Source organism: Pseudomonas sp. W17 (assembly GCF_040268305.1).
GTDB classification, from domain to species: domain Bacteria; phylum Pseudomonadota; class Gammaproteobacteria; order Pseudomonadales; family Pseudomonadaceae; genus Aquipseudomonas; species Aquipseudomonas protegens.
Genome location: NZ_CP158490.1, coordinates 1,775,638 through 1,793,842 on the forward strand (window position 1 = coordinate 1,775,638; position 18,205 = coordinate 1,793,842).

Genomic DNA, 18,205 nt, shown 5'->3' on the forward strand with positions numbered 1-18,205 from the left:
ACTGACCATGAGCCGCCTGTTATTGAATTGCGACATCGGCGAAAGCTTTGGCAACTGGACCCTGGGCCTGGATGCCGAAGTCATGCCCTTTATCGACTGCGCCAACATCGCCTGCGGTTTCCACGCCGGCGACCCGGGCATCATGCGCAAGACCGTGGCCCTGGCCCTGGCCAATGGCGTGCGCATCGGTGCGCACCCGGCCTACCAGGACCTGGCCGGCTTCGGCCGCCGCTCCATGAGCTACTCGCCCGAGGAGATCCAGGACCTGCTGCACTACCAGGTCGGAGCACTGGACGGCATCTGCCGGGCCCAGGGTGGCCGGGTCGAGTACGTCAAACCCCATGGCGCGATGTACAACGACATGATGGCCAAGCCTGCGCAACTGCGGGCGGTGATCCAGGCCGTGGCAGCCTACGACCCGCAACTGCCGCTGATGCTCATGGCCACCCGCGACAACAGCGCGGCCCAGGCCCTGGGCGATGAGTACGGCGTGACCCTGTGGTTCGAAGCCTTTGCCGACCGCGCCTACGACAACGCCGGGCATTTGGTGTCGCGGCAGTTGCCGGGGGCGGTGCACCATGACGCGCAAACCATCCTCCAGCAGGCCCTGACCATCGCCCGCGGCGAGCCCCTGGCCGCCAGCGACGGCAGTGCCTTGCTGCTGCACGCCAACACACTGTGCGTGCATGGCGACAACGCCAGTTCGGTGGCGGCGGTGCAGCGCATTCGCGAGGCCCTGAACCAGCAGTCCGGCCTATGAAGCCACAGGTTGAAGTAGTTGCCATCGACTGCCTGATGGTGCGGCTGTTCGAGGTGATCGCCGAGGACAACATGCCCTGGATGCTGGCCGCCGCCGAAGGGCTGCGGCGGGCCTTCGGCGAGTCTCTGGTCGATCTGGTGCCGTCCTATACCACGCTGATGGTGCATTACGATTTGCTGGCCCTGAGCCCGTCCGAGGCCCGGCAGCGGATCGAGGTCGCCTTGACCGACCTGGCGCCCGGCACCACCCAGGCCGGGCGCGAGCACGTGCTGCCGGTGTGGTACGACCTCAGTGTCGGGCCGGAACTGGTGCTGCTGTCCCGGCGCAGCGGGCTGTCGGTGGCCGAGGTGATCGAGCGTCACAGCCAGCGTGAATATCAAGTGTTTGCCCTGGGCTTCGCTCCCGGGTTTGCCTTCATGGGGCTGGTGGAGGAGGCGCTCGCGGCGCCGCGGCTGAACACCCCGCGCAAGCGGGTGGCGGCGGGCAGTGTGGGGATCGCCGAACGGCAGACCGCGGCTTACCCGGTGGTATCACCCGGGGGCTGGAACCTGATCGGCCGCACCCCGAGCCGGTTGTTCGACCGCGAGCGCGACGGCTACAGCCTGATGCAACCGGGGGACCGGGTGCGCTTTGCCCCAGTGGAGCGGGCCGAGTTCCTGCGCCTGGGGGGCGATGACACGCCACTGGAGGTGCCGGCATGAGCCGACTGACGATCGAGGCCAGCACCCCGCTGTGCCTGCTGCAGGATGCCGGGCGCTTTGGCGTGCGCCACCTGGGCGTGACCCAGGGCGGGGCGCTGGACTGGGTGTCGATGTCCTGGGCCAACTGGCTGCTGGGCAATGCCCTGGATGCGCCGGTGGTGGAAATCACCCTGGGCGGTTTCACCCTGCAGGCCGAGGACTATTGCCTGCTGGCTTTGGCCGGGGCTGATCTTGGGGCCTATGTGGATGAGCGGCCTTTGACCCCGGGGCGCAGTTTCATCCTGCAAAAGGGCCAGCGGCTGCGATTCACCCAGCCATTTTCTGGGGCCCGGGCCTATCTGGCCGCCCCTGGCGGTTTCGACGCGCCCAAGGTGTTGGGCAGTTGCGCCAGTGTGTTGCGTGAAGCCCTGGGTGGCCCCGATGGTTATGGCCGCGCCCTGAGCGAGGGTGGGGTGTTGAGTTATTCGGGAGCTGGCGGTGCGCTCAAGAGCCTGGCGCCTGAGCAACTGCCGGATTGGCAATCCGCTGCACCGCTGGAGGTGATCCTGGGTGCGCAGATCGGCCAGTTCAGCGGTTTGAGCCTGTTCGATGCCTTCAATAGCAGTTGGAGCCTGGACAGCCGGGCCGACCGCATGGGCGCGCGCTTGCTCGGGCCGGTATTGCAGTACCAGGGCCGGCCGATGATTTCCGAGGGCATTCCCCTGGGGGCGATCCAGGTGCCGCCGGACGGCCAGCCGATCGTCCTGCTCAATGATCGGCAGACCATTGGCGGCTATCCACGGCTGGGGGCGTTGACCCCGCTGTCCCTGGCGCGGTTGGCCCAGTGCCTGCCGGGCAGCGAAGTGCGCCTGGCGCCGGTGGTACAGGAAACGGCGCATCGGCAGCAGGTGGCGTTCCTGCGCCGGTTCGGGTGAGGGGCTGAGAGCTTCGCCGGCAAGCCGGCTCCTACATCGCCCTGTAGGAACCAGCTTGCTGGCGAACGGGTTTATTTGGACAGGAAGCGCATGCCTTCTTCCAGGCCACGCAGGGTCAGGGGGTACATCTGGTCTTCGATCAACTCGCGAACGATATTGGTCGAAGCGGTGTAGCCCCAGGTGTCCTTGGGATAGGGGTTGATCCAGATGAGCTTCTTGTACTTCTCCATGAAGCGCTGCATCCACACGTAGCCGGCTTCTTCGTTCCAGTGCTCCACGCTGCCGCCGGCCTGGGTGATTTCATAGGGCGCCATGGCCGCATCCCCGACGAAGATCACTTTGTAGTCGGCGCCGTACTTGTGCAGCAGGTCCTGGGTCGAGGTGCGCTCGGAGCCGCGGCGCATGTTGTTCTTCCACACCGACTCATAGATGAAGTTGTGGAAGTAGTAGTACTCCAGGTGCTTGAACTCGGTCTTGCAGGCCGAGAACAGTTCCTCGCAGATCTTCACGTGGGCATCCATGGAACCGCCGATGTCGAACAGCAACAGCAACTTGATGCTGTTGCGCCGTTCCGGACGCATCTGGATGTTCAGCAGCCCGGCATCCCGGGCGGTGTGGTCGATGGTGCCGTCGATGTCCAGCTCCTCCGCCGCACCCTGGCGCGCGAACTTGCGCAGCCGGCGCAGGGCCACCTTGATGTTGCGGGTGCCCAGTTCCACCGAGTCGTCGAGGTTCTTGTACTCGCGCTGGTCCCAGACTTTCACCGCTTTGCCCTGGCGCTTGCCGGCATCGCCGACGCGGATGCCTTCCGGGTTGAAGCCACCGGAGCCGAACGGGCTGGTGCCGCCGGTGCCGATCCACTTGTTGCCGCCGGCATGGCGTTCCTTCTGTTCTTCCAGGCGTTTCTTGAACTCTTCGATGAGTTTGTCCAGGCCGCCCAGGGACTGGATCTGCGCCCGCTCTTCATCCGTCAGCGAGCGCTCGAACTCCTTGCGCAGCCAATCCTCGGGGATCAGCGCCTGCAGGTGGTCGTCGAGTTTTTCCAGGCCGTTGAAGTAGGCGCCGAAGGCCCGGTCGAACTTGTCGAAATGCCGTTCGTCCTTCACCAGGATCGCCCGGGCGAGGTAGTAGAACTCGTCCATGTCGGCGAAGGTCACGCGCTGCTTGAGCGCGTTGATCAGGTCCAGCAGCTCGCGCACCGACACCGGCACCTTGGCCGCGCGCATTTCATTGAACAGGTTGAGCAGCATGGCATCAGCCTCTTAACGACTACCGCGACGGCTCATGAACGCCAGGCGTTCGAGCAATTGCACATCCTGCTCGTTCTTCACCAGGGCGCCGGCCAGGGGCGGGATGGCCTTGGTCGGATCGCGCTCGCGCAGCACCGCCTCGCCGATGTTGTCGGCCATCAGCAGCTTGAGCCAGTCCACCAGTTCCGAGGTCGAGGGCTTCTTCTTCAGGCCCGGCACTTTGCGCACATCGAAGAACACGTCCAGGGCTTCGCTGACCAGGTCCTTCTTGATGTCCGGGTAGTGCACATCGACGATCTTCTGCAGGGTGGTGCGGTCGGGGAAGGCGATGTAGTGGAAGAAGCAGCGACGCAGGAAGGCGTCCGGCAGCTCTTTCTCGTTGTTGGAGGTAATGATGATGATCGGCCGCTGCTTGGCCTTGATGGTCTCGTCGATCTCGTAGACGTAGAACTCCATCTTGTCGAGTTCCTGCAGCAGGTCGTTGGGGAACTCGATGTCGGCCTTGTCGATCTCGTCGATCAGCAGGATCACCCGCTCCTCGGATTCGAAGGCTTCCCACAGCTTGCCCTTCTTCAGGTAGTTGCGAATGTCGTGCACCTTGTCTACGCCCAGTTGCGAATCGCGCAGGCGGCTGACCGCGTCGTACTCGTACAGGCCCTGGTGGGCCTTGGTGGTGGACTTGATGTGCCAGGTGATCAGCTTGGCGCCGAAGGATTCGGCCAGTTGCTCGGCAAGCATGGTCTTGCCGGTGCCAGGTTCGCCCTTGACCAGCAGCGGACGCTCCAGGGTGATGGCGGCATTGACTGCCAGCTTCAGGTCATCGGTGGCGACATATGCGCTGGTGCCTTCGAACTTCATCTGCAATTCCTCGAACGGTGACGGCGAGCTGCCCGGGGCAGGTCGATTGAATGGGGAGTGATGGCGCGACTATAACGCGCTGCCCGGTCGACTGTGAACGTGGACGCCCCATTCAGTCTCTGAATGGAGCGTCACGGGGTGACTCAGTCAGCCGACGGCTTGGGCTGCTCGTAGCGGGCATTGAAGGCCTGGATGAAACCGTTGCGCAAGATCTGCAAAAACGCCTGGAACGCGCTGATATCTTGCTGGTGCACGCTGCCACTGAGCTCGACCCGGGTGGCGAACTGGTTCTTGCGCTGGTTCTTCAGCAGGGTTTCGCTGGCGCCCACCAGGGCCTCCCACACCGAGCGGAAAATGCTCTTGTTGCGGTTCTCCACGTCCTGCTGCCAGTTGAAGACTTCCACGTCCCGCAACAGCGGCTTGATATAGCCGTGCAACTGGCCCTCTTCGGCCTGGGCTTCGATCACCACGTCACCGTGCCCGGCATTGAAGTCGAACTTGCCGTAGGCCGAGGCGAAGTCGTTGAAGCGCTTGAGCTCGATATCCCGGGCCCGCAGGCGGAACTCGAAGTTCTCGAAGTTGCTCAAGGGGTCGAAGGTGGCGGTGCTTTCCATGGGCGCCTGGCCCTGGAGCAGGGCCTTGCCGTCGAAGCGCGCATCGCGCTTGCCCTGGGTGTCCACCACGTTGGTCAGGTTGTAGAAGCTGGCGTTGACCTGGGTCGCGCCGATGTTCACCGGCGGCTTGGAGCTGAAGTTGCGAAAGTGGATCTTGCCGTCATCGATCCGCACTTCGTCGAGGGTGATGGGCAGCAGCTTGCCCAGTTGGGCTCGCCAGTCGGTGCCCTCACCAGTCTGCGATGCCTGCTTGTCGGCCCCGCCGTCGACGAAGTTCAGCTCCGGCTGGATGAACTGCACCTTGGCCACTACCGCGTGGTCGTACCACAGCGAATGCCAGCTCATCGAGAGGTCGATCAGCGGCGCCTTGACGAAGGGCACCGGCACCTTGCCGCTGACCTTGACGATCTCCAGGCCGTTGATGCGGTAGGCGCCGCGCCACAGGGCCAGGTCGACGTCGCTGATGCGTCCGCGGTAGTCGCCCATGTCCGCCAGCTTGTCGTTCAAGTAGTCGCGCACCAGGTAGGGCAGGGCGATATGCAGGGCCACCAGCAGCACCACCAGGCTTGCCAGGACCCACAGGGGCCAACGGTAACGAGCTTTCATGATCAGCAGCCTCCAGCCGTATACAGGCATTGACTGCGTCCGTTGGCAGACGTTCGAGTCAATGTTCCCGCGGTGGCCTGGGCGCTCCGGCGGGCCGGCGCTGGGGCGCAGGTTCGGGGAACGCAGGAGCCGGGCCATGAACCCGGCGTCGCTGATGTGTCTCTTGCATAGGCTCGACCGACCCGGCTGGCCCGGGTGTTGCGCGACTGGACGCTCAAGGGCGCCAGGCATACCCTTGGGGACTTCTTCACTGCTGCATAAGGACCCAGCCATGAGCCGAATTTTTGCTGATAACGCCCATTCCATCGGCAATACGCCCTTGGTGCAGATCAACCGTATCGCCCCGCGCGGGGTGACCATCCTGGCCAAGATCGAAGGGCGCAACCCGGGCTATTCGGTGAAGTGCCGGATCGGCGCGAACATGATCTGGGACGCCGAAAGCAGCGGCAAGCTCAAGCCGGGCATGACCATCGTCGAGCCCACGTCGGGCAACACCGGGATCGGCCTGGCCTTCGTCGCCGCCGCCCGTGGCTACAAGCTGATGCTGACCATGCCGGCGTCCATGAGCATCGAGCGGCGCAAGGTGCTCAAGGCCCTGGGCGCCGAGCTGGTGCTCACCGAGCCGGCCAAGGGCATGAAGGGGGCGATCGAAAAGGCGGCGGAAATCGTTGCCAGCGACCCGGCCAGGTACTTCATGCCGCAGCAGTTCGATAATCCGGCCAACCCGGCGATCCACGAAAAGACCACCGGTCCGGAAATCTGGAACGATACCGACGGCGCGGTGGACGTGCTGGTGGCCGGGGTTGGCACAGGGGGCACCATCAGCGGTGTGTCGCGCTACATCAAGAAGACCCAGGGCAAGCCGATTCTCTCGGTGGCGGTGGAGCCGGCGACTTCGCCGGTGATCACCCAGAAACTCGCCGGTGAAGAGATCAAGCCCAGCCCCCACAAGATCCAGGGCATCGGCGCCGGTTTCGTGCCCAAGAACCTGGACCTGGCGATGGTCGACCGGGTGGAGCTGGTGACCGATGAAGAGTCCAAGGCCATGGCCCTGCGGCTGATGCAGGAAGAGGGCATCCTCTGCGGCATCTCCTGCGGCGCGGCGATGGCGGTGGCGGTACGCCTGGCGGAAACCCCGGAAATGCAGGGCAAGACCATCGTGGTGATCCTGCCGGACTCCGGTGAGCGCTACCTGTCGAGCATGCTTTTCAGCGACCTGTTCACCGAGCAGGAAAACCAGCAGTAAGCACGGATCAGGCATTCGCCCGCAGGAGCCGGCTTGCCGGCGAATGCTGACCCATATCAGGCCAGGGCCTGGCTGCTTATGCTACTTAACGCCTTTGTTGCATAACCGTTAACGCTGAATGTTGGGTTGTGCGGGTTTTTTAAAGGGCCCAGGAGTGTTTATCATTGCCGGCTGCCAGGTCGGGTGAACGCTCCCCCTACAGGTGCCTATTTCCAAGGAGTCGTTGCATGAGCTTTTCCTTTACCGCCAAGGTCGCGGTGTTGTCGCTGTTCGTCGGCAGCATTCTCTACGTGCACCTGCGCGGCAAGGCGCGTCTGCCGGTACTGCGCCAGTTCGTCAACCATTCGGCGCTGTTTGCCCCCTATAACGCCCTGATGTACCTGTTCTCCGGGGTGCCTTCCAAGCCGTACCTGGACCGCAGCAAGTTTCCCGAGCTGGACATCCTGCGGGACAATTGGGAAGTGATCCGCGAAGAGGCCATGCACCTGTTCGACGAGGGTTACATCCGCGCCGCCGAGAAGAACAACGATGCCGGTTTCGGTTCCTTCTTCAAGAAGGGCTGGAAGCGCTTCTACCTCAAGTGGTACGACAAGCCGCTGCCCTCGGCCGAGGCCCTGTGCCCGAAGACCGTCGAGCTGGTGAGTGCGATTCCCAACGTCAAGGGCGCGATGTTCGCGCTGTTGCCCGGTGGCAGCCACCTCAACCCGCACCGCGACCCCTTCGCCGGTTCCCTGCGTTATCACCTGGGCCTGTCGACCCCCAACTCCGACGCCTGCCGGATCTTCGTCGATGGCCAGGAGTACGCCTGGCGCGACGGTGAAGACGTGATGTTCGACGAGACCTACGTGCATTGGGTGAAGAACGAAACCGAGATCACCCGGGTGATCCTGTTCTGCGACATCGAGCGTCCGCTGAGCAGCCGCCTGATGACCCGCATCAACCGTTGGGTCAGCGCCCAACTGGGCCGCGCCACCGCGCCGCAGAACCTGGATGACGAGCGTGTCGGCGGGATCAACCAGGCCTACGCCTGGAGCAAGCGCTTCAGCGACAGCTTCAGTGGCGTGGTCAAGCAGTGGAAGCGCCGCCATCCCAAGCTGTACCGCATCCTGCGCCCGGTGCTGGCAGTGGTGGTGCTGGTAGTCCTGTGGAAGTGGCTGTTCGGATAAATCTTGCAATGAATATCGGGCGCTGGTTATATTCGGCGTCCGATGAGTCCAGCGACTCAGGTTTTTTCCTCTCTCGAGAACCATCAGTACATGGCCTTTTCCCTCCTCAACGCGGTAGTGGTTTCAGCGGTCAACGCTGGCGTCGTGCCGTGCGGGAATCAGCAGCCTGTGCAGATCGGTCATTACCCCCCACCTGTCAGTAGCACGCCGGTGTACGCAGTCGTATCACCGCCGGGCGTTGGCTTCTCGGGCTGATCAGCAACCGCTGCTGTTCCCTGCGCCCGCCTGAAAAAAACACTACTGAACTTCAGCCTCGGCTGAATTGGCTTCTTGCCTGATTACAGGTGGTTTTCATGTTGCTCATTTCAAAAAAGTCCGCGCTCGCGGCCGCTTCCACGAGCCTGTTCGTCCTGCTCTGGAGCAGTGGCGCCATTTTCTCCAAATGGGGCCTGGCCCACGCTTCACCCTTTGCCTTCCTGCTGCTGCGCTTCGTCATTGCCCTGATCGGCCTGATGCTGCTGGCGCCCCTGCTCAAGCTCAGGTTGCCCCGTGGGCGCCGGGCCATGGGCTTTGCCGTGGCCACCGGCCTGGTGCTGCTGGGGGCCTACCAGATCTTCTACATCCTGGCCCTGGACCTGAAGGTGACCCCCGGGGTCATGGCCACCATCATGGGGGTGCAGCCGATCCTCACGGTGGTGCTGATGGAGCGCCAGCGCTCCTGTAGCCGGCTGTTTGGCCTGAGCCTGGGGCTGGCCGGGCTGGTGATGGTGGTCTACCAGAGCATCGGCCTGGCGGGGATGTCCATCACCGGCATGCTGTGCGGGCTGCTGGCCCTGGTCAGCATGACCGCCGGTTCGATCATGCAGAAACGCATCACCGACAATCCCCTGGGCACGCTGCCGGTGCAGTACCTGGCAGGGCTGCTGCTGTGTGCGCTGTTCGTGCCGTTCCAGCCGTTTCACTTCGAGCACAGTGCAGGTTTCGTGATTCCACTGCTGTGGATGGGGCTGGTGGTGTCGGTGCTGGCCACGCTGCTGCTGTATCGGCTGATTGCCCAGGGCAACCTGGTGAATGTCACCAGCCTGTTCTACCTGGTGCCTGCGGTGACCGCGCTGATGGACTACCTGTTCTTCGGCAACCGCCTGGGGCTGCTGAGCCTGGTGGGCATGGGCCTGATCATCGTCGGGCTGGTGTTCGTGTTCCGCAAGCAGCCTTGACCGTCCTGGGCGGCGTGAGCTCTGCGCACCGTCGCTGACGACACCGGCCGGGTGCAATGCCCGGTCGGTTGTTTTCCCTATTTATGGCATGAAGGGTCGACTTTTATGTTGAATAGTGGCCATATGGCATCATTATCTAAAAGGTACTCGCCAACTGCATTGGGACAGGGCTTCAGCGCCGCGTAGGGCAGCTCGATGAGTCGCCTGAGCAACGCTTGCAGGTGATTTTGATAACCAGCTGATTGGACTTCTTTTCTAATGCTTCCAAACAGTCCATCAGACTTTTCTCAAAATCTAAAGCCCGTACCTAGACTGACGATAAAGTCCTTACACACCAGGAGAGTCAGGATGAACGTAGCGCTTGCTTCCACTGCTTTGAGTCTGTTCCTTGGGCTATCGGGCAGTTGCCTTGCCGCCACTCCCTCAGGGCAAGGCATCATCCGTTTTTACGGCAAGATCGTAGAGTCCAACTGCACCTCCAATGCTGCCAGCGATGGGCTGAACTTGCGGCAGTGCCCTCAGGGCTCGCGTGGGGGATCCATTGACGTTCGGCGGGTCGGCCCGCTGGCCAGCGCCAGCGGCCCGGGAAACACTGTAGTCAAGGTCAAGCTCCTGGCCGACAGCGGGCGCGAGGGGCGCTATTACGACCAGCAATATGCCGTTATCGATCAGGCCGGCAAGGCCGTGACCTCGGGCGCCTACCTGATCACCGTGAGTGTTCCTTGAGCCCCTGGGCGGCATTCAGTCTCGGCTCAGCCCGTGTTCCTTGCGAACCGAGTTCATGAAGGCTTGCATCGCCGATGACTGGATGCGGTGCCGCCGGGTGATCAACCCGAAGGGCGGCAAGCGCGCTTCAAACTGGATCGGCAGCACCGCCAACAGGTGACGTCCGGGATAGTCTTCGACTACCGAAACCGGCGTAACACCGATCATGTCGGTCTGCTGCACCAGAGACAGCAAGGTCATGATCGAGGTGGTCTCGACGATGCTGCTGGGGATATCGACCCGGGCGTTGTGAAACACCTGGTTGATGATCGAGCGCATGGGGCTGGGATGCTGTTGCAAGACCCAGGTTTCGTTCTGCAATTGTGCCCAGCTCAGGTGCGTGGCTTGTGCCAGCGGATTCTGCGCCCCGGCGATCACGCACAGGGCCTCTTCACCCAGGCTGTCGAAGAGCAGTTCCTCGGCCCGTGCGCCGCCGGGAATCCTGCCCAGGACGATGTCCAGTTGATCCTGGAGCAAGGCCTGTACCAGCACGTCGCTGGTGTCGACCTGGATGCTCATGGACAACCGTGGATGGCTTTGCTTGAGAGTGGCGATGGTCCGCGTCAGCAGTCCTGAGGCCAGGGCCGGAATGGCTCCCACCGCTACCCGCCCGAGGTTGCCGGACTCCAGGGCTACCAGTTCCTCACGCATGCCGCTGAGCTCGGCGAAGACCATCTGGGCGTAGTAGAGCACCGTCTCGCCGAAAGGCGTGGGACGCATGCCCCGAGGCAGGCGTTCGAACAGCTCCACACCCAGCAGGTCCTCCGCTTCGTGGAGCATCTTGGTGGCTGCTGGTTGGGTCATGCCAATGTTGTCCGCTGCGCGGCGTAGCGAGCCGAACTCCTGCAAGGCCAGCATCAGCCGCAGTTGTCGCAGGCGCAGGCGGCTGTGGATCACATTGGCATCAGGAATCTTGGTCATGGGCCGGGCTCGCAGTAAAAGGCAGCGGCAAGCCTGACAATAAATGCCAGGCCTTGCCAGGGGCTACGTCAAGGGTAGGGGCTCATTGGGCCGGGGGATGTTCATTCAGCTTTCTGCACGGCGCTGAAGCAGCCGCTGCAGGGCGGCAGACAGCAGCGGCCAGAACAGCATCAGCACCACGTCGAAGAAGGCGTTGTGCACCGAGTAGGCACCAATGGCGCAGACCATGATGATCGACGCAATGATCGAGAACGGAATCCGCAGGATCGAGGCGAACAGCGGCACGGTGACCAGCACCACGATCAGGCTGGCCACGTTGCCCAGGTACATACTGGCGATGAGCCCCCAGACGAAATCGTGCTGCTCGACGAACAGTGTCGGCCCCGGGTGCAGCCCCCAGATCATCAGGCCGCCAAGCATTACCGCAGCGGTGGCAGAGCCGGGAATACCCAGGGTCAGAATCGGCAGCAGGGCGCTGGTGCCGGCGGCGTGGTCGGCGGTTTCCGGGGCGCTCACGCCTTCGATCTCAGTCGACAGGAAGGTCAGCAGCACGCCGCGAAAGGTACCGGGCAGCACTTCCACCAGCATACCCAGCAGTACGCCCACCACCATCAGCCCGATATGGCCGGGCAGGATAAGGCCAATGTCGGCGCCATCCGCTAGGCCTTCGAAATCGCCTGCCGCATGGGCGCCCACCGCCACTGATCGCCGCGTTTCCTTGCTCCCGCATTCCCATGCTTTGGCCGGCAAGGCTATAGAAGTGGGCTTGCCAGCGAAAGGTACGCAAGATATCTGATAACCCAAAAGGACAATAAAAGGTCTCTTGTGATCACCGGCGGTTATCGCTGGATACCCATAAGTGATTAGCCGGTGCCGTCGGCGCTGGCTAAAGTCGCCTCATCGATTGAGCGGCTGTCAGCGACTCCCTCAAACGATCGAACAACTACAAAAAGCCCGCCTTGTCCCTTGCGCAAGGCCTGACCGGCACTCAAGGAACCTCCACATGACCCGTCCAGATTCTGCGCTGGCGCTCGCCAGCGCCATCTCCAAAAGCCGGCTGCGTCTGCTGCCCTTCCTGATCCTGATGTATATCCTGGCCTTTATCGACCGTTCCAACGTCGGCTTCGCCAAGGCGGCGCTGCAAGCCGACACCGGCCTCGGCGATGCAGCCTTCGCTTTTGGCGCGAGCATTTTCTTCATTGGCTACGCCTTCTTCGAAGTGCCCAGCAACTACATGCTGCATCGCCTCGGTGCGCGGGTCTGGTTGTGCCGGATCATGGTCACCTGGGGTCTGGTGTCGGCGGCGATGATGTTCGCTCACAACGCCCAGACGTTTTATGTGCTGCGCTTTCTTCTGGGCGTGGCCGAGGCCGGCTTCTTCCCGGGGATCATTCTCTACCTCACCTACTGGTTTCCAGCCCAGAGCCGGGGCCAGGCCCTGGGGCTGTTCTACTTCGGCCTACCCCTGGCGCTGGTCCTCGGCAGCCCGCTCTCGGGCTGGTTGCTGGAATTCCATGGGGTGTTCGGCCTGACCAACTGGCAATGGCTGTTCGTGGTCGAGGGCCTGATGGCGTCGGTGGTAGGTATCGCCGCCTACTTCTACCTGGTGGATCGTCCCGGCGATGCGCGCTGGTTGAGCGTCGAGCAGAAGCAGGCGCTGCATGACGCCCTGGCCGCAGAGGACGCAAGGAAAAAGGACAGCAGCCCCCACGGCTTCCTCAGTGCCCTGCGCAATCCCCGGGTCCTGCAATTCTGCCTGGCCTATTTCACCATCCAGATGAGCGTCTACGGCGTGGTGTTCTACCTGCCGACACGCATCGCCGGGCTGCTGGACGGCCACGTGGGCCTCAGCGTCGGGCTGATCACTGCGATTCCGTGGATCTGCGCCCTGCTGGTGACCCGCCTGGTGACCCGCTATGCCGACCGCAGTGGTCAGCATCAGCGCCTGGCGGTGGTGATGCTGACCATGGCCGCCCTGGGCATCGCTGCCTCGGCATTGGGCAGCAGCATGGTCCCGGTGGTCCTGGCCTTCTGTTTCGCCGCCGCCGGCTTCGTCGCCGTGCAGCCGCTGTTCTGGACCATCCCCACCGGCTACCTCAGCGGTGCCGCGGCGGCCGGTGGCATCGCCCTGATCAACTCCATCGGCAACCTCGGCGGCTTTGTCGCGCCGAACCTCAAGACCCTGATGGAAACCCAGTTTGCCGATCCACGTGCGGGGATGTTCGCCCTGGCCCTGGTAGGCATCCTCGGCGCCATCCTGCTGTCACGCCTGAATACTCGGCACACCCCGACAGCTCCCAAACAGCTCACACCGGCCCAGGTCGGCTGATCACTACCCACGCCTTGCAAGGAAACCCCCTGATGAAAATCACCGCGATCCGCACCCGTGTATTCGAATGGAAAGGCAAAGTCGTGCCACCTCAGGCGCACTTCTGCACCAATGCCACGGACATCCTCTTCGAGCGTGGCGATGCCATGGGCTCGTTCCGTTTCCACGGCTGGCTGGTGGTGGAAGTGGAAACCGACAACGGCCTGGTGGGCATCGGCAATTGCGCCCTGGCGCCGCGGGTGGCCAAGGAAATCATCGACACCTACCTGGCGCCGATCGCCATCGGTGAGGACCCTTTCGACAACGAATACATCTGGCAGAAAATGTACCGTCAGAGTCACGCCTGGGGGCGCAAGGGCATCGGCATGGCGGCCATCTCGGCGATCGACATCGCCCTCTGGGACATCATGGGCAAGGCGGTGAACAAGCCGGTGTTCAAGCTCCTCGGCGGGCGCACCAAGGACAAGATCTGGACCTACGCCTCCAAGCTCTACGCCAATGACAATCTCGACCTGTTCCTCGAAGAGGCCCAGGGCTACCTCAACCAGGGGTTCACTGCGCTGAAGATGCGCTTCGGCTACGGTCCCAAGGACGGCCCGGCCGGCATGCGCCGCAACATCGAGCAGGTACGCGCTCTGCGCGAACTGGCCGGCCCGGATGTGGACATCATGCTCGAGTGCTATATGGGCTGGACCCTGGAATACGCCCGGCGCATGTTGCCCAAGCTGGCGGAGTTCGAGCCGCGCTGGTTGGAGGAGCCGGTGATCGCCGACGACCTCGAAGGCTACGTCGAACTGAAGAAGATGGGCATCATGCCGATCTCCGGCGGTGAGCACGAGTTCACCTCCTATGGCTTCAAGGACTTGCTGGAACGCCGCGCCGTCGACGTGATCCAGTACGACACCAACCGCGTCGGCGGCATCACCGCCGCGCGCAAGATCAACGCCATGGCCGAAGCCTGGTCGGTGCCTGTGATTCCCCATGCCGGGCAGATGCACAACTACCACTTGACCCTGTCCACCACGGCCTCGCCGATGGCCGAGTTCTTCCCGGTGTTCGACGTCGAGGTCGGCAACGAACTCTTCTACTACGTGTTCAAGGGCGAGCCGCAGCCAGTCAAGGGCTACATCCAGCTCGATGACCACAAGCCGGGCCTGGGCCTGGAAATCTGCGAAGACTACCTGAGCGAATTCAACATCATCGAATAAGCCTCGGGCGCCGCTTGCGGGCGGCGCCGTACACACCTATGGGAGAGCGAACATGCGCTTGATTCAATTTGCCAGCAGCACCGGTCAGCGTCAGGTCGGAGTGATCGAAGAGCAGCAAGTGCGAGTATTGCGCAACACCTCCAGCACCCGTGAACTGGCCCTGGCGGCGATCCGCAACCAGCGCAGCCTGCAGCAGGAAGCGCAGCTGCGCGGCAGTGATCCGGGACCGGACTATGCACAGCTGTTGCAGCAGGGCCGGGTGCTGCCGCCCCTGGACCATGAGGACCCGGCCCATTGCCTGATCAGCGGCACCGGCCTGACCCACCTGGGCAGCGCCTCGACCCGGGACAAGATGCACCAGCATGACGGCGAGGTCGAAGCGGGCATGACCGACACCATGCGCATCTTCAAATGGGGCCTGGAAGGCGGCAAGCCCGAGGCCGGGCAAGTGGGGGCCCAGCCGGAATGGTTCTACAAGGGCGACGGCAGCATTGTCGTGCGTCCCGGCGGCGATTTTCCGCTGCCGCCGTTTGCCGAGGATGGGGGGGAGGAACCGGAGCTCACCGGCCTTTATGTGATCGGTGATGATGGATTGCCGTACCGCGTCGGTTATGCCCTGGGCAACGAGTTCTCCGACCATGTGATGGAGCGGCGCAACTACCTGTACCTGGCCCACTCGAAGCTGCGCTACTGCGCCTACGGCCCGGAATTGCGGGTCGGCGAACTGCCCCGGCACCTGGTGGGCCGCAGCCGCATTATCCGCAACGCTGAAGTGCTCTGGGAAAGGGAGTTTCTCAGCGGTGAGGACAACATGTGCCATAGCCTGGCCAACCTCGAATACCACCACTTCAAGTACGCGCAGTTCCTGCGTCCCGGCGACGTCCATGTGCACTACTTCGGCACCGCCACCCTGTCCTTTGCCGACGGTGTACGCACGCGCCCCGGCGACCGCTTCCAGATCAGCCTCGAAGCCTTCGGCGCGCCCCTGGAAAACACCATCGGTGCAAGCGTCCAGCCCTTGGCCATCGGCCAGGTACGGGCCCTGTAAATCTTCAACCACCGGCCTCTGGCGCCGGTCAAGGAATTCTCATGACTCGCTTGTCTGGACACAACTACATTGGTGGCGCCCGCAGCGCTCTGGGCGAGGTGCAGTTGCACAGCCTGGATGCCAGCAGTGGCCAAGCCCTGCCGGGAAGCTTCTTTCAGGCGACCGCGGCGGAAGTGGATGCCGCGGCCCGGGCCGCGGCGCTGGCCTACCCGCTGTACCGCAACCTCAGCGCCGAGCGGCGTGCGCAGTTTCTCGATGCCATTGCCGATGAACTGGACGGCCTCGGGGATGACTTCATCGCCACTGTCTGCCGGGAAACTGCCTTGCCCGCCGGGCGCATTCAGGGCGAGCGAGGGCGTACCAGCGGCCAGTTGCGTTTGTTCGCCAGGGTCCTGCGTCGGGGCGACTTCTATGCTGCACGCATCGATCGCGCCTTGCCCCAGCGCCAGCCGCTGCCGCGCCCGGACCTGCGCCAGTACCACATCGGCCTGGGCCCGGTGGCGGTGTTTGGTGCCAGCAACTTCCCCCTGGCGTTCTCCACCGCCGGTGGCGACACCGCTGCGGCCCTGGCCGCCGGTTGCCCGGTGGTGTTCAAGGCCCACAGCGGGCACATGGCGACTGCCGAGTGGGTGGCGGACGCGATCATCCGCGCGGCGCAGCGCAGCGGGATGCCCGCCGGAGTGTTCAACATGATCTACGGAGCCGGGGTCGGGGAGTGGCTGGTCAAGCACCCGGCGATCCAGGCGGTGGGCTTTACCGGCTCCCTCAAGGGTGGCAATGCCTTGTGCCAGATGGCCGCGACCCGGCCGCAGCCGATCCCGGTGTTCGCCGAGATGTCGAGCATCAACCCGGTGATCCTGCTGCCCGAGGCTCTCAGGGCCCGGGGTTCGCAGATCGCCGCCGAACTGGCGGGTTCGGTGACCTTGGGTGCGGGTCAGTTCTGTACCAATCCTGGCCTGATCATCGGCCTGCGCTCGCCGCAGTTCAGCGCCTTTCTCCAGCAGTTCAGCACGCAGATGGACCAGCAGGCGCCGCAGACCATGCTCAACAGCGGCACGCTGGTCAGCTATTGTCAGGGGCTTGCAGCCTTGCACCAGCATCCACGTCTGCGGCACCTGGCGGGGCGGCCACAGCAGGGCGCCCAGGCACAGGCTCAGCTATTTCAGGCCGATGTCAGCCTGTTGCTGGAGGGCGATGAACTGCTTCAGGAGGAAGTCTTCGGCCCGGCCAGCATCGTCATCGAAGTGGCGGATCAGCGTGAACTGGCGGCGGCCTTGCAGGGGCTGCGTGGGCAACTGACCGCGACCTTGATCGGCGAGGAACAGGAACTGCTGGAGCATCGCTGGCTCAGCGAGGTCTTGCAGGAAAAGGTCGGCCGGCTATTGCTCAATGGCTATCCGACCGGGGTCGAAGTCTGCGATGCGATGGTTCACGGCGGGCCTTATCCGGCAACGTCGGATGCCCGTGGCACCTCGGTGGGCAGCCTGGCGATCGCGCGCTTCCTGCGCCCGGTATGTTTCCAGAACTACCCGGACGCGCTGCTGCCTGAAGCCCTGCGCAATGCCAACCCGCTGGGTATACGACGCCTGGTGGACGGAGAAATGAGCAACGCCGCGCTTTGACCCTGGGCGGCCGCAACAGGCCTTGAGCAGATGCCGGCAGCCTGTTTCAGGCTGCGGCCTTCACCGCCGGCCTGAGCACCAGCCACAGCGCGGCGGCAATCAGCGCGCCGCCATACAGGTGGGCCATGGACAGCGGCTCGTCCAGCAGTAACGCGCCCCACAGTACGCCGAATGGCGGGATCATGAAGGTCACGGTCATCGAGCGCACCGGGCCGATGGCGCTGAGCAGGCGGAAATACAGCACGTAGGCAAACGCGGTGCAGCCCAGCCCCAGCCCCAAAAGCGATAGCCATACGCTCCAGCCACCCCAGCTGGGGGGCGGGTGGCTGATGGCGTTGTAGGCGAACAGCGGCAACAGCAGCAGGGTCGCTCCCAGCATGCTGCCCAGGGCCGACAGGCGGCTGTCCAGGCCGCCGGCCTGGTCCAGCCAGCGTCGGGCGAGGAACCCGGCGAAGCCGTAGCAGGTGGTGGCCATCAAGCAGGACAGGGCGCCCAGCAGCAGGTCTCGGTCGAAGGCCACGGGGCCGGCGCGGGTCAGGATGCCGACGCCGAGCAGGCCCAGGCAGACCCCGGCGAATTTGCTCGGGGTCAGGCGTTCATGGAAAAACAGGCCGCCGATCAACACCCCCATCAACGGCGTGGTGGCATTGAAGATCGCCGAGTAGCCGGCGGGCAGCACCTGGGCCGCCACCGAGTACATCGTCGCGGGTATCCCGGAGTTGATCACCCCGAGCAGCAGCACGGTCTTGAGCTTGCCGCGAAAGTTCCAGTCGACCCGCATCAAGGCCAGCATCACCAGCAGCCCGAGCGCAGCGATGGACACCCGGAAGAAGGCCGTGGGCACGCTGCCCAGCACCGGGGCGATGATGCGCATGAACAAGAAGCTCGCGCCCCAGATGGCGGCCAGCGACAGCAGGCGCAGCAGATCGACAAGTCTCACGGCACTTTCCTTTGTTGAAGGGCGGCGATGTTGCCCAGAG

The 18,205-nt window shown here is 63.6% G+C and carries 16 protein-coding genes and 1 pseudogene; 11 read left to right on the forward strand and 6 right to left on the reverse strand.

The window, feature by feature from the left end:
- The first annotated feature begins 7 nt into the window (after nucleotides 1-7).
- From ABCR88_RS08195 to ABCR88_RS08205, 3 genes are read left to right on the forward strand one after another with little or no spacing between them, the layout of a single operon-like run.
- Entirely contained in the window at nucleotides 8-760 is a 753-nt protein-coding gene (locus tag ABCR88_RS08195) for a 5-oxoprolinase subunit PxpA (protein WP_011059851.1), read from the forward strand.
- Nucleotides 757-1,461 carry a 5-oxoprolinase subunit PxpB gene (gene pxpB, locus ABCR88_RS08200; protein ID WP_011059852.1) on the forward strand — a complete coding sequence of 235 codons (705 nt, stop codon included), beginning with the start codon at nucleotides 757-759 and terminating at the stop codon, nucleotides 1,459-1,461. Before ABCR88_RS08195 ends, pxpB begins: the two co-directional genes overlap by 4 nt.
- Entirely contained in the window at nucleotides 1,458-2,375 is a 918-nt protein-coding gene (locus tag ABCR88_RS08205) for a biotin-dependent carboxyltransferase family protein (protein ID WP_041116543.1), read from the forward strand. Before pxpB ends, ABCR88_RS08205 begins: the two co-directional genes overlap by 4 nt.
- A gap of 71 nt (nucleotides 2,376-2,446) precedes the next feature.
- On the opposite strand, the gene ABCR88_RS08210 is transcribed toward ABCR88_RS08205, so the two are convergent.
- From ABCR88_RS08210 to ABCR88_RS08220, 3 genes are all read right to left on the reverse strand, one after another.
- A complete protein-coding gene (locus tag ABCR88_RS08210; protein WP_011059854.1) occupies nucleotides 2,447-3,625 on the reverse strand; it encodes a VWA domain-containing protein in 1,179 nt (392 codons plus the stop codon).
- A gap of 12 nt (nucleotides 3,626-3,637) precedes the next feature.
- On the reverse strand, nucleotides 3,638-4,483 hold the full coding sequence (locus ABCR88_RS08215; RefSeq protein ID WP_011059855.1) for a MoxR family ATPase: 846 nt from the start codon (nucleotides 4,481-4,483) through the stop codon (nucleotides 3,638-3,640).
- Nucleotides 4,484-4,626: 143 nt separating this feature from the next.
- Nucleotides 4,627-5,703 carry a DUF748 domain-containing protein gene (locus tag ABCR88_RS08220; RefSeq protein WP_350023730.1) on the reverse strand — a complete coding sequence of 359 codons (1,077 nt, stop codon included), beginning with the start codon at nucleotides 5,701-5,703 and terminating at the stop codon, nucleotides 4,627-4,629.
- Between the two features lie 271 nt (nucleotides 5,704-5,974).
- Between ABCR88_RS08220 and cysK the strand changes: the two genes are divergently transcribed.
- From cysK to ABCR88_RS08240, 4 genes are all read left to right on the forward strand, one after another.
- Nucleotides 5,975-6,949 carry a cysteine synthase A gene (cysK, locus tag ABCR88_RS08225; RefSeq protein WP_041116549.1) on the forward strand — a complete coding sequence of 325 codons (975 nt, stop codon included), beginning with the start codon at nucleotides 5,975-5,977 and terminating at the stop codon, nucleotides 6,947-6,949.
- Nucleotides 6,950-7,176: 227 nt separating this feature from the next.
- Complete coding sequence (locus tag ABCR88_RS08230) at nucleotides 7,177-8,115, forward strand: aspartyl/asparaginyl beta-hydroxylase domain-containing protein (RefSeq protein WP_011059858.1); 939 nt, start codon at nucleotides 7,177-7,179, stop codon at nucleotides 8,113-8,115.
- 353 nt (nucleotides 8,116-8,468) lie between these two features.
- Nucleotides 8,469-9,332 carry a DMT family transporter gene (locus ABCR88_RS08235; protein ID WP_350023731.1) on the forward strand — a complete coding sequence of 288 codons (864 nt, stop codon included), beginning with the start codon at nucleotides 8,469-8,471 and terminating at the stop codon, nucleotides 9,330-9,332.
- 348 nt (nucleotides 9,333-9,680) lie between these two features.
- Complete coding sequence (locus ABCR88_RS08240) at nucleotides 9,681-10,058, forward strand: hypothetical protein (RefSeq protein WP_041116553.1); 378 nt, start codon at nucleotides 9,681-9,683, stop codon at nucleotides 10,056-10,058.
- 15 nt (nucleotides 10,059-10,073) lie between these two features.
- On the opposite strand, the gene ABCR88_RS08245 is transcribed toward ABCR88_RS08240, so the two are convergent.
- Together ABCR88_RS08245 and ABCR88_RS08250 are read right to left on the reverse strand one after the other, a co-directional pair.
- Entirely contained in the window at nucleotides 10,074-11,018 is a 945-nt protein-coding gene (locus ABCR88_RS08245) for a LysR family transcriptional regulator (RefSeq protein WP_350404390.1), read from the reverse strand.
- A gap of 129 nt (nucleotides 11,019-11,147) precedes the next feature.
- A pseudogene (locus ABCR88_RS08250) lies at nucleotides 11,148-11,546 on the reverse strand (tripartite tricarboxylate transporter permease); the annotation flags it as partial.
- 475 nt (nucleotides 11,547-12,021) lie between these two features.
- Here ABCR88_RS08250 and ABCR88_RS08255 point away from each other — a divergent pair.
- The 4 genes from ABCR88_RS08255 to ABCR88_RS08270 are packed head-to-tail and all read left to right on the forward strand — an operon-like array spanning nucleotide 12,022 to nucleotide 17,225.
- Nucleotides 12,022-13,347, forward strand: a complete 1,326-nt coding sequence (locus ABCR88_RS08255; protein WP_053149626.1) for an MFS transporter — start codon at nucleotides 12,022-12,024, stop codon at nucleotides 13,345-13,347.
- Between the two features lie 32 nt (nucleotides 13,348-13,379).
- Complete coding sequence (locus ABCR88_RS08260; RefSeq protein WP_015634565.1) at nucleotides 13,380-14,555, forward strand: L-rhamnonate dehydratase; 1,176 nt, start codon at nucleotides 13,380-13,382, stop codon at nucleotides 14,553-14,555.
- 52 nt (nucleotides 14,556-14,607) lie between these two features.
- Nucleotides 14,608-15,603 carry an AraD1 family protein gene (gene araD1 / locus ABCR88_RS08265; protein ID WP_015634566.1) on the forward strand — a complete coding sequence of 332 codons (996 nt, stop codon included), beginning with the start codon at nucleotides 14,608-14,610 and terminating at the stop codon, nucleotides 15,601-15,603.
- 41 nt (nucleotides 15,604-15,644) lie between these two features.
- Nucleotides 15,645-17,225: an aldehyde dehydrogenase (NADP(+)) gene (locus ABCR88_RS08270; RefSeq protein ID WP_015634567.1), complete on the forward strand. Its 1,581-nt coding sequence runs from the start codon at nucleotides 15,645-15,647 to the stop codon at nucleotides 17,223-17,225.
- Nucleotides 17,226-17,271: 46 nt separating this feature from the next.
- Here the strand turns inward: ABCR88_RS08270 and ABCR88_RS08275 are convergent, their stop codons facing one another.
- Nucleotides 17,272-18,165 (reverse strand): DMT family transporter, encoded by an 894-nt coding sequence (locus ABCR88_RS08275; protein WP_232642632.1) that lies wholly within the window; start codon nucleotides 18,163-18,165, stop codon nucleotides 17,272-17,274.
- Between the last annotated feature and the right edge of the window lie 40 nt (nucleotides 18,166-18,205).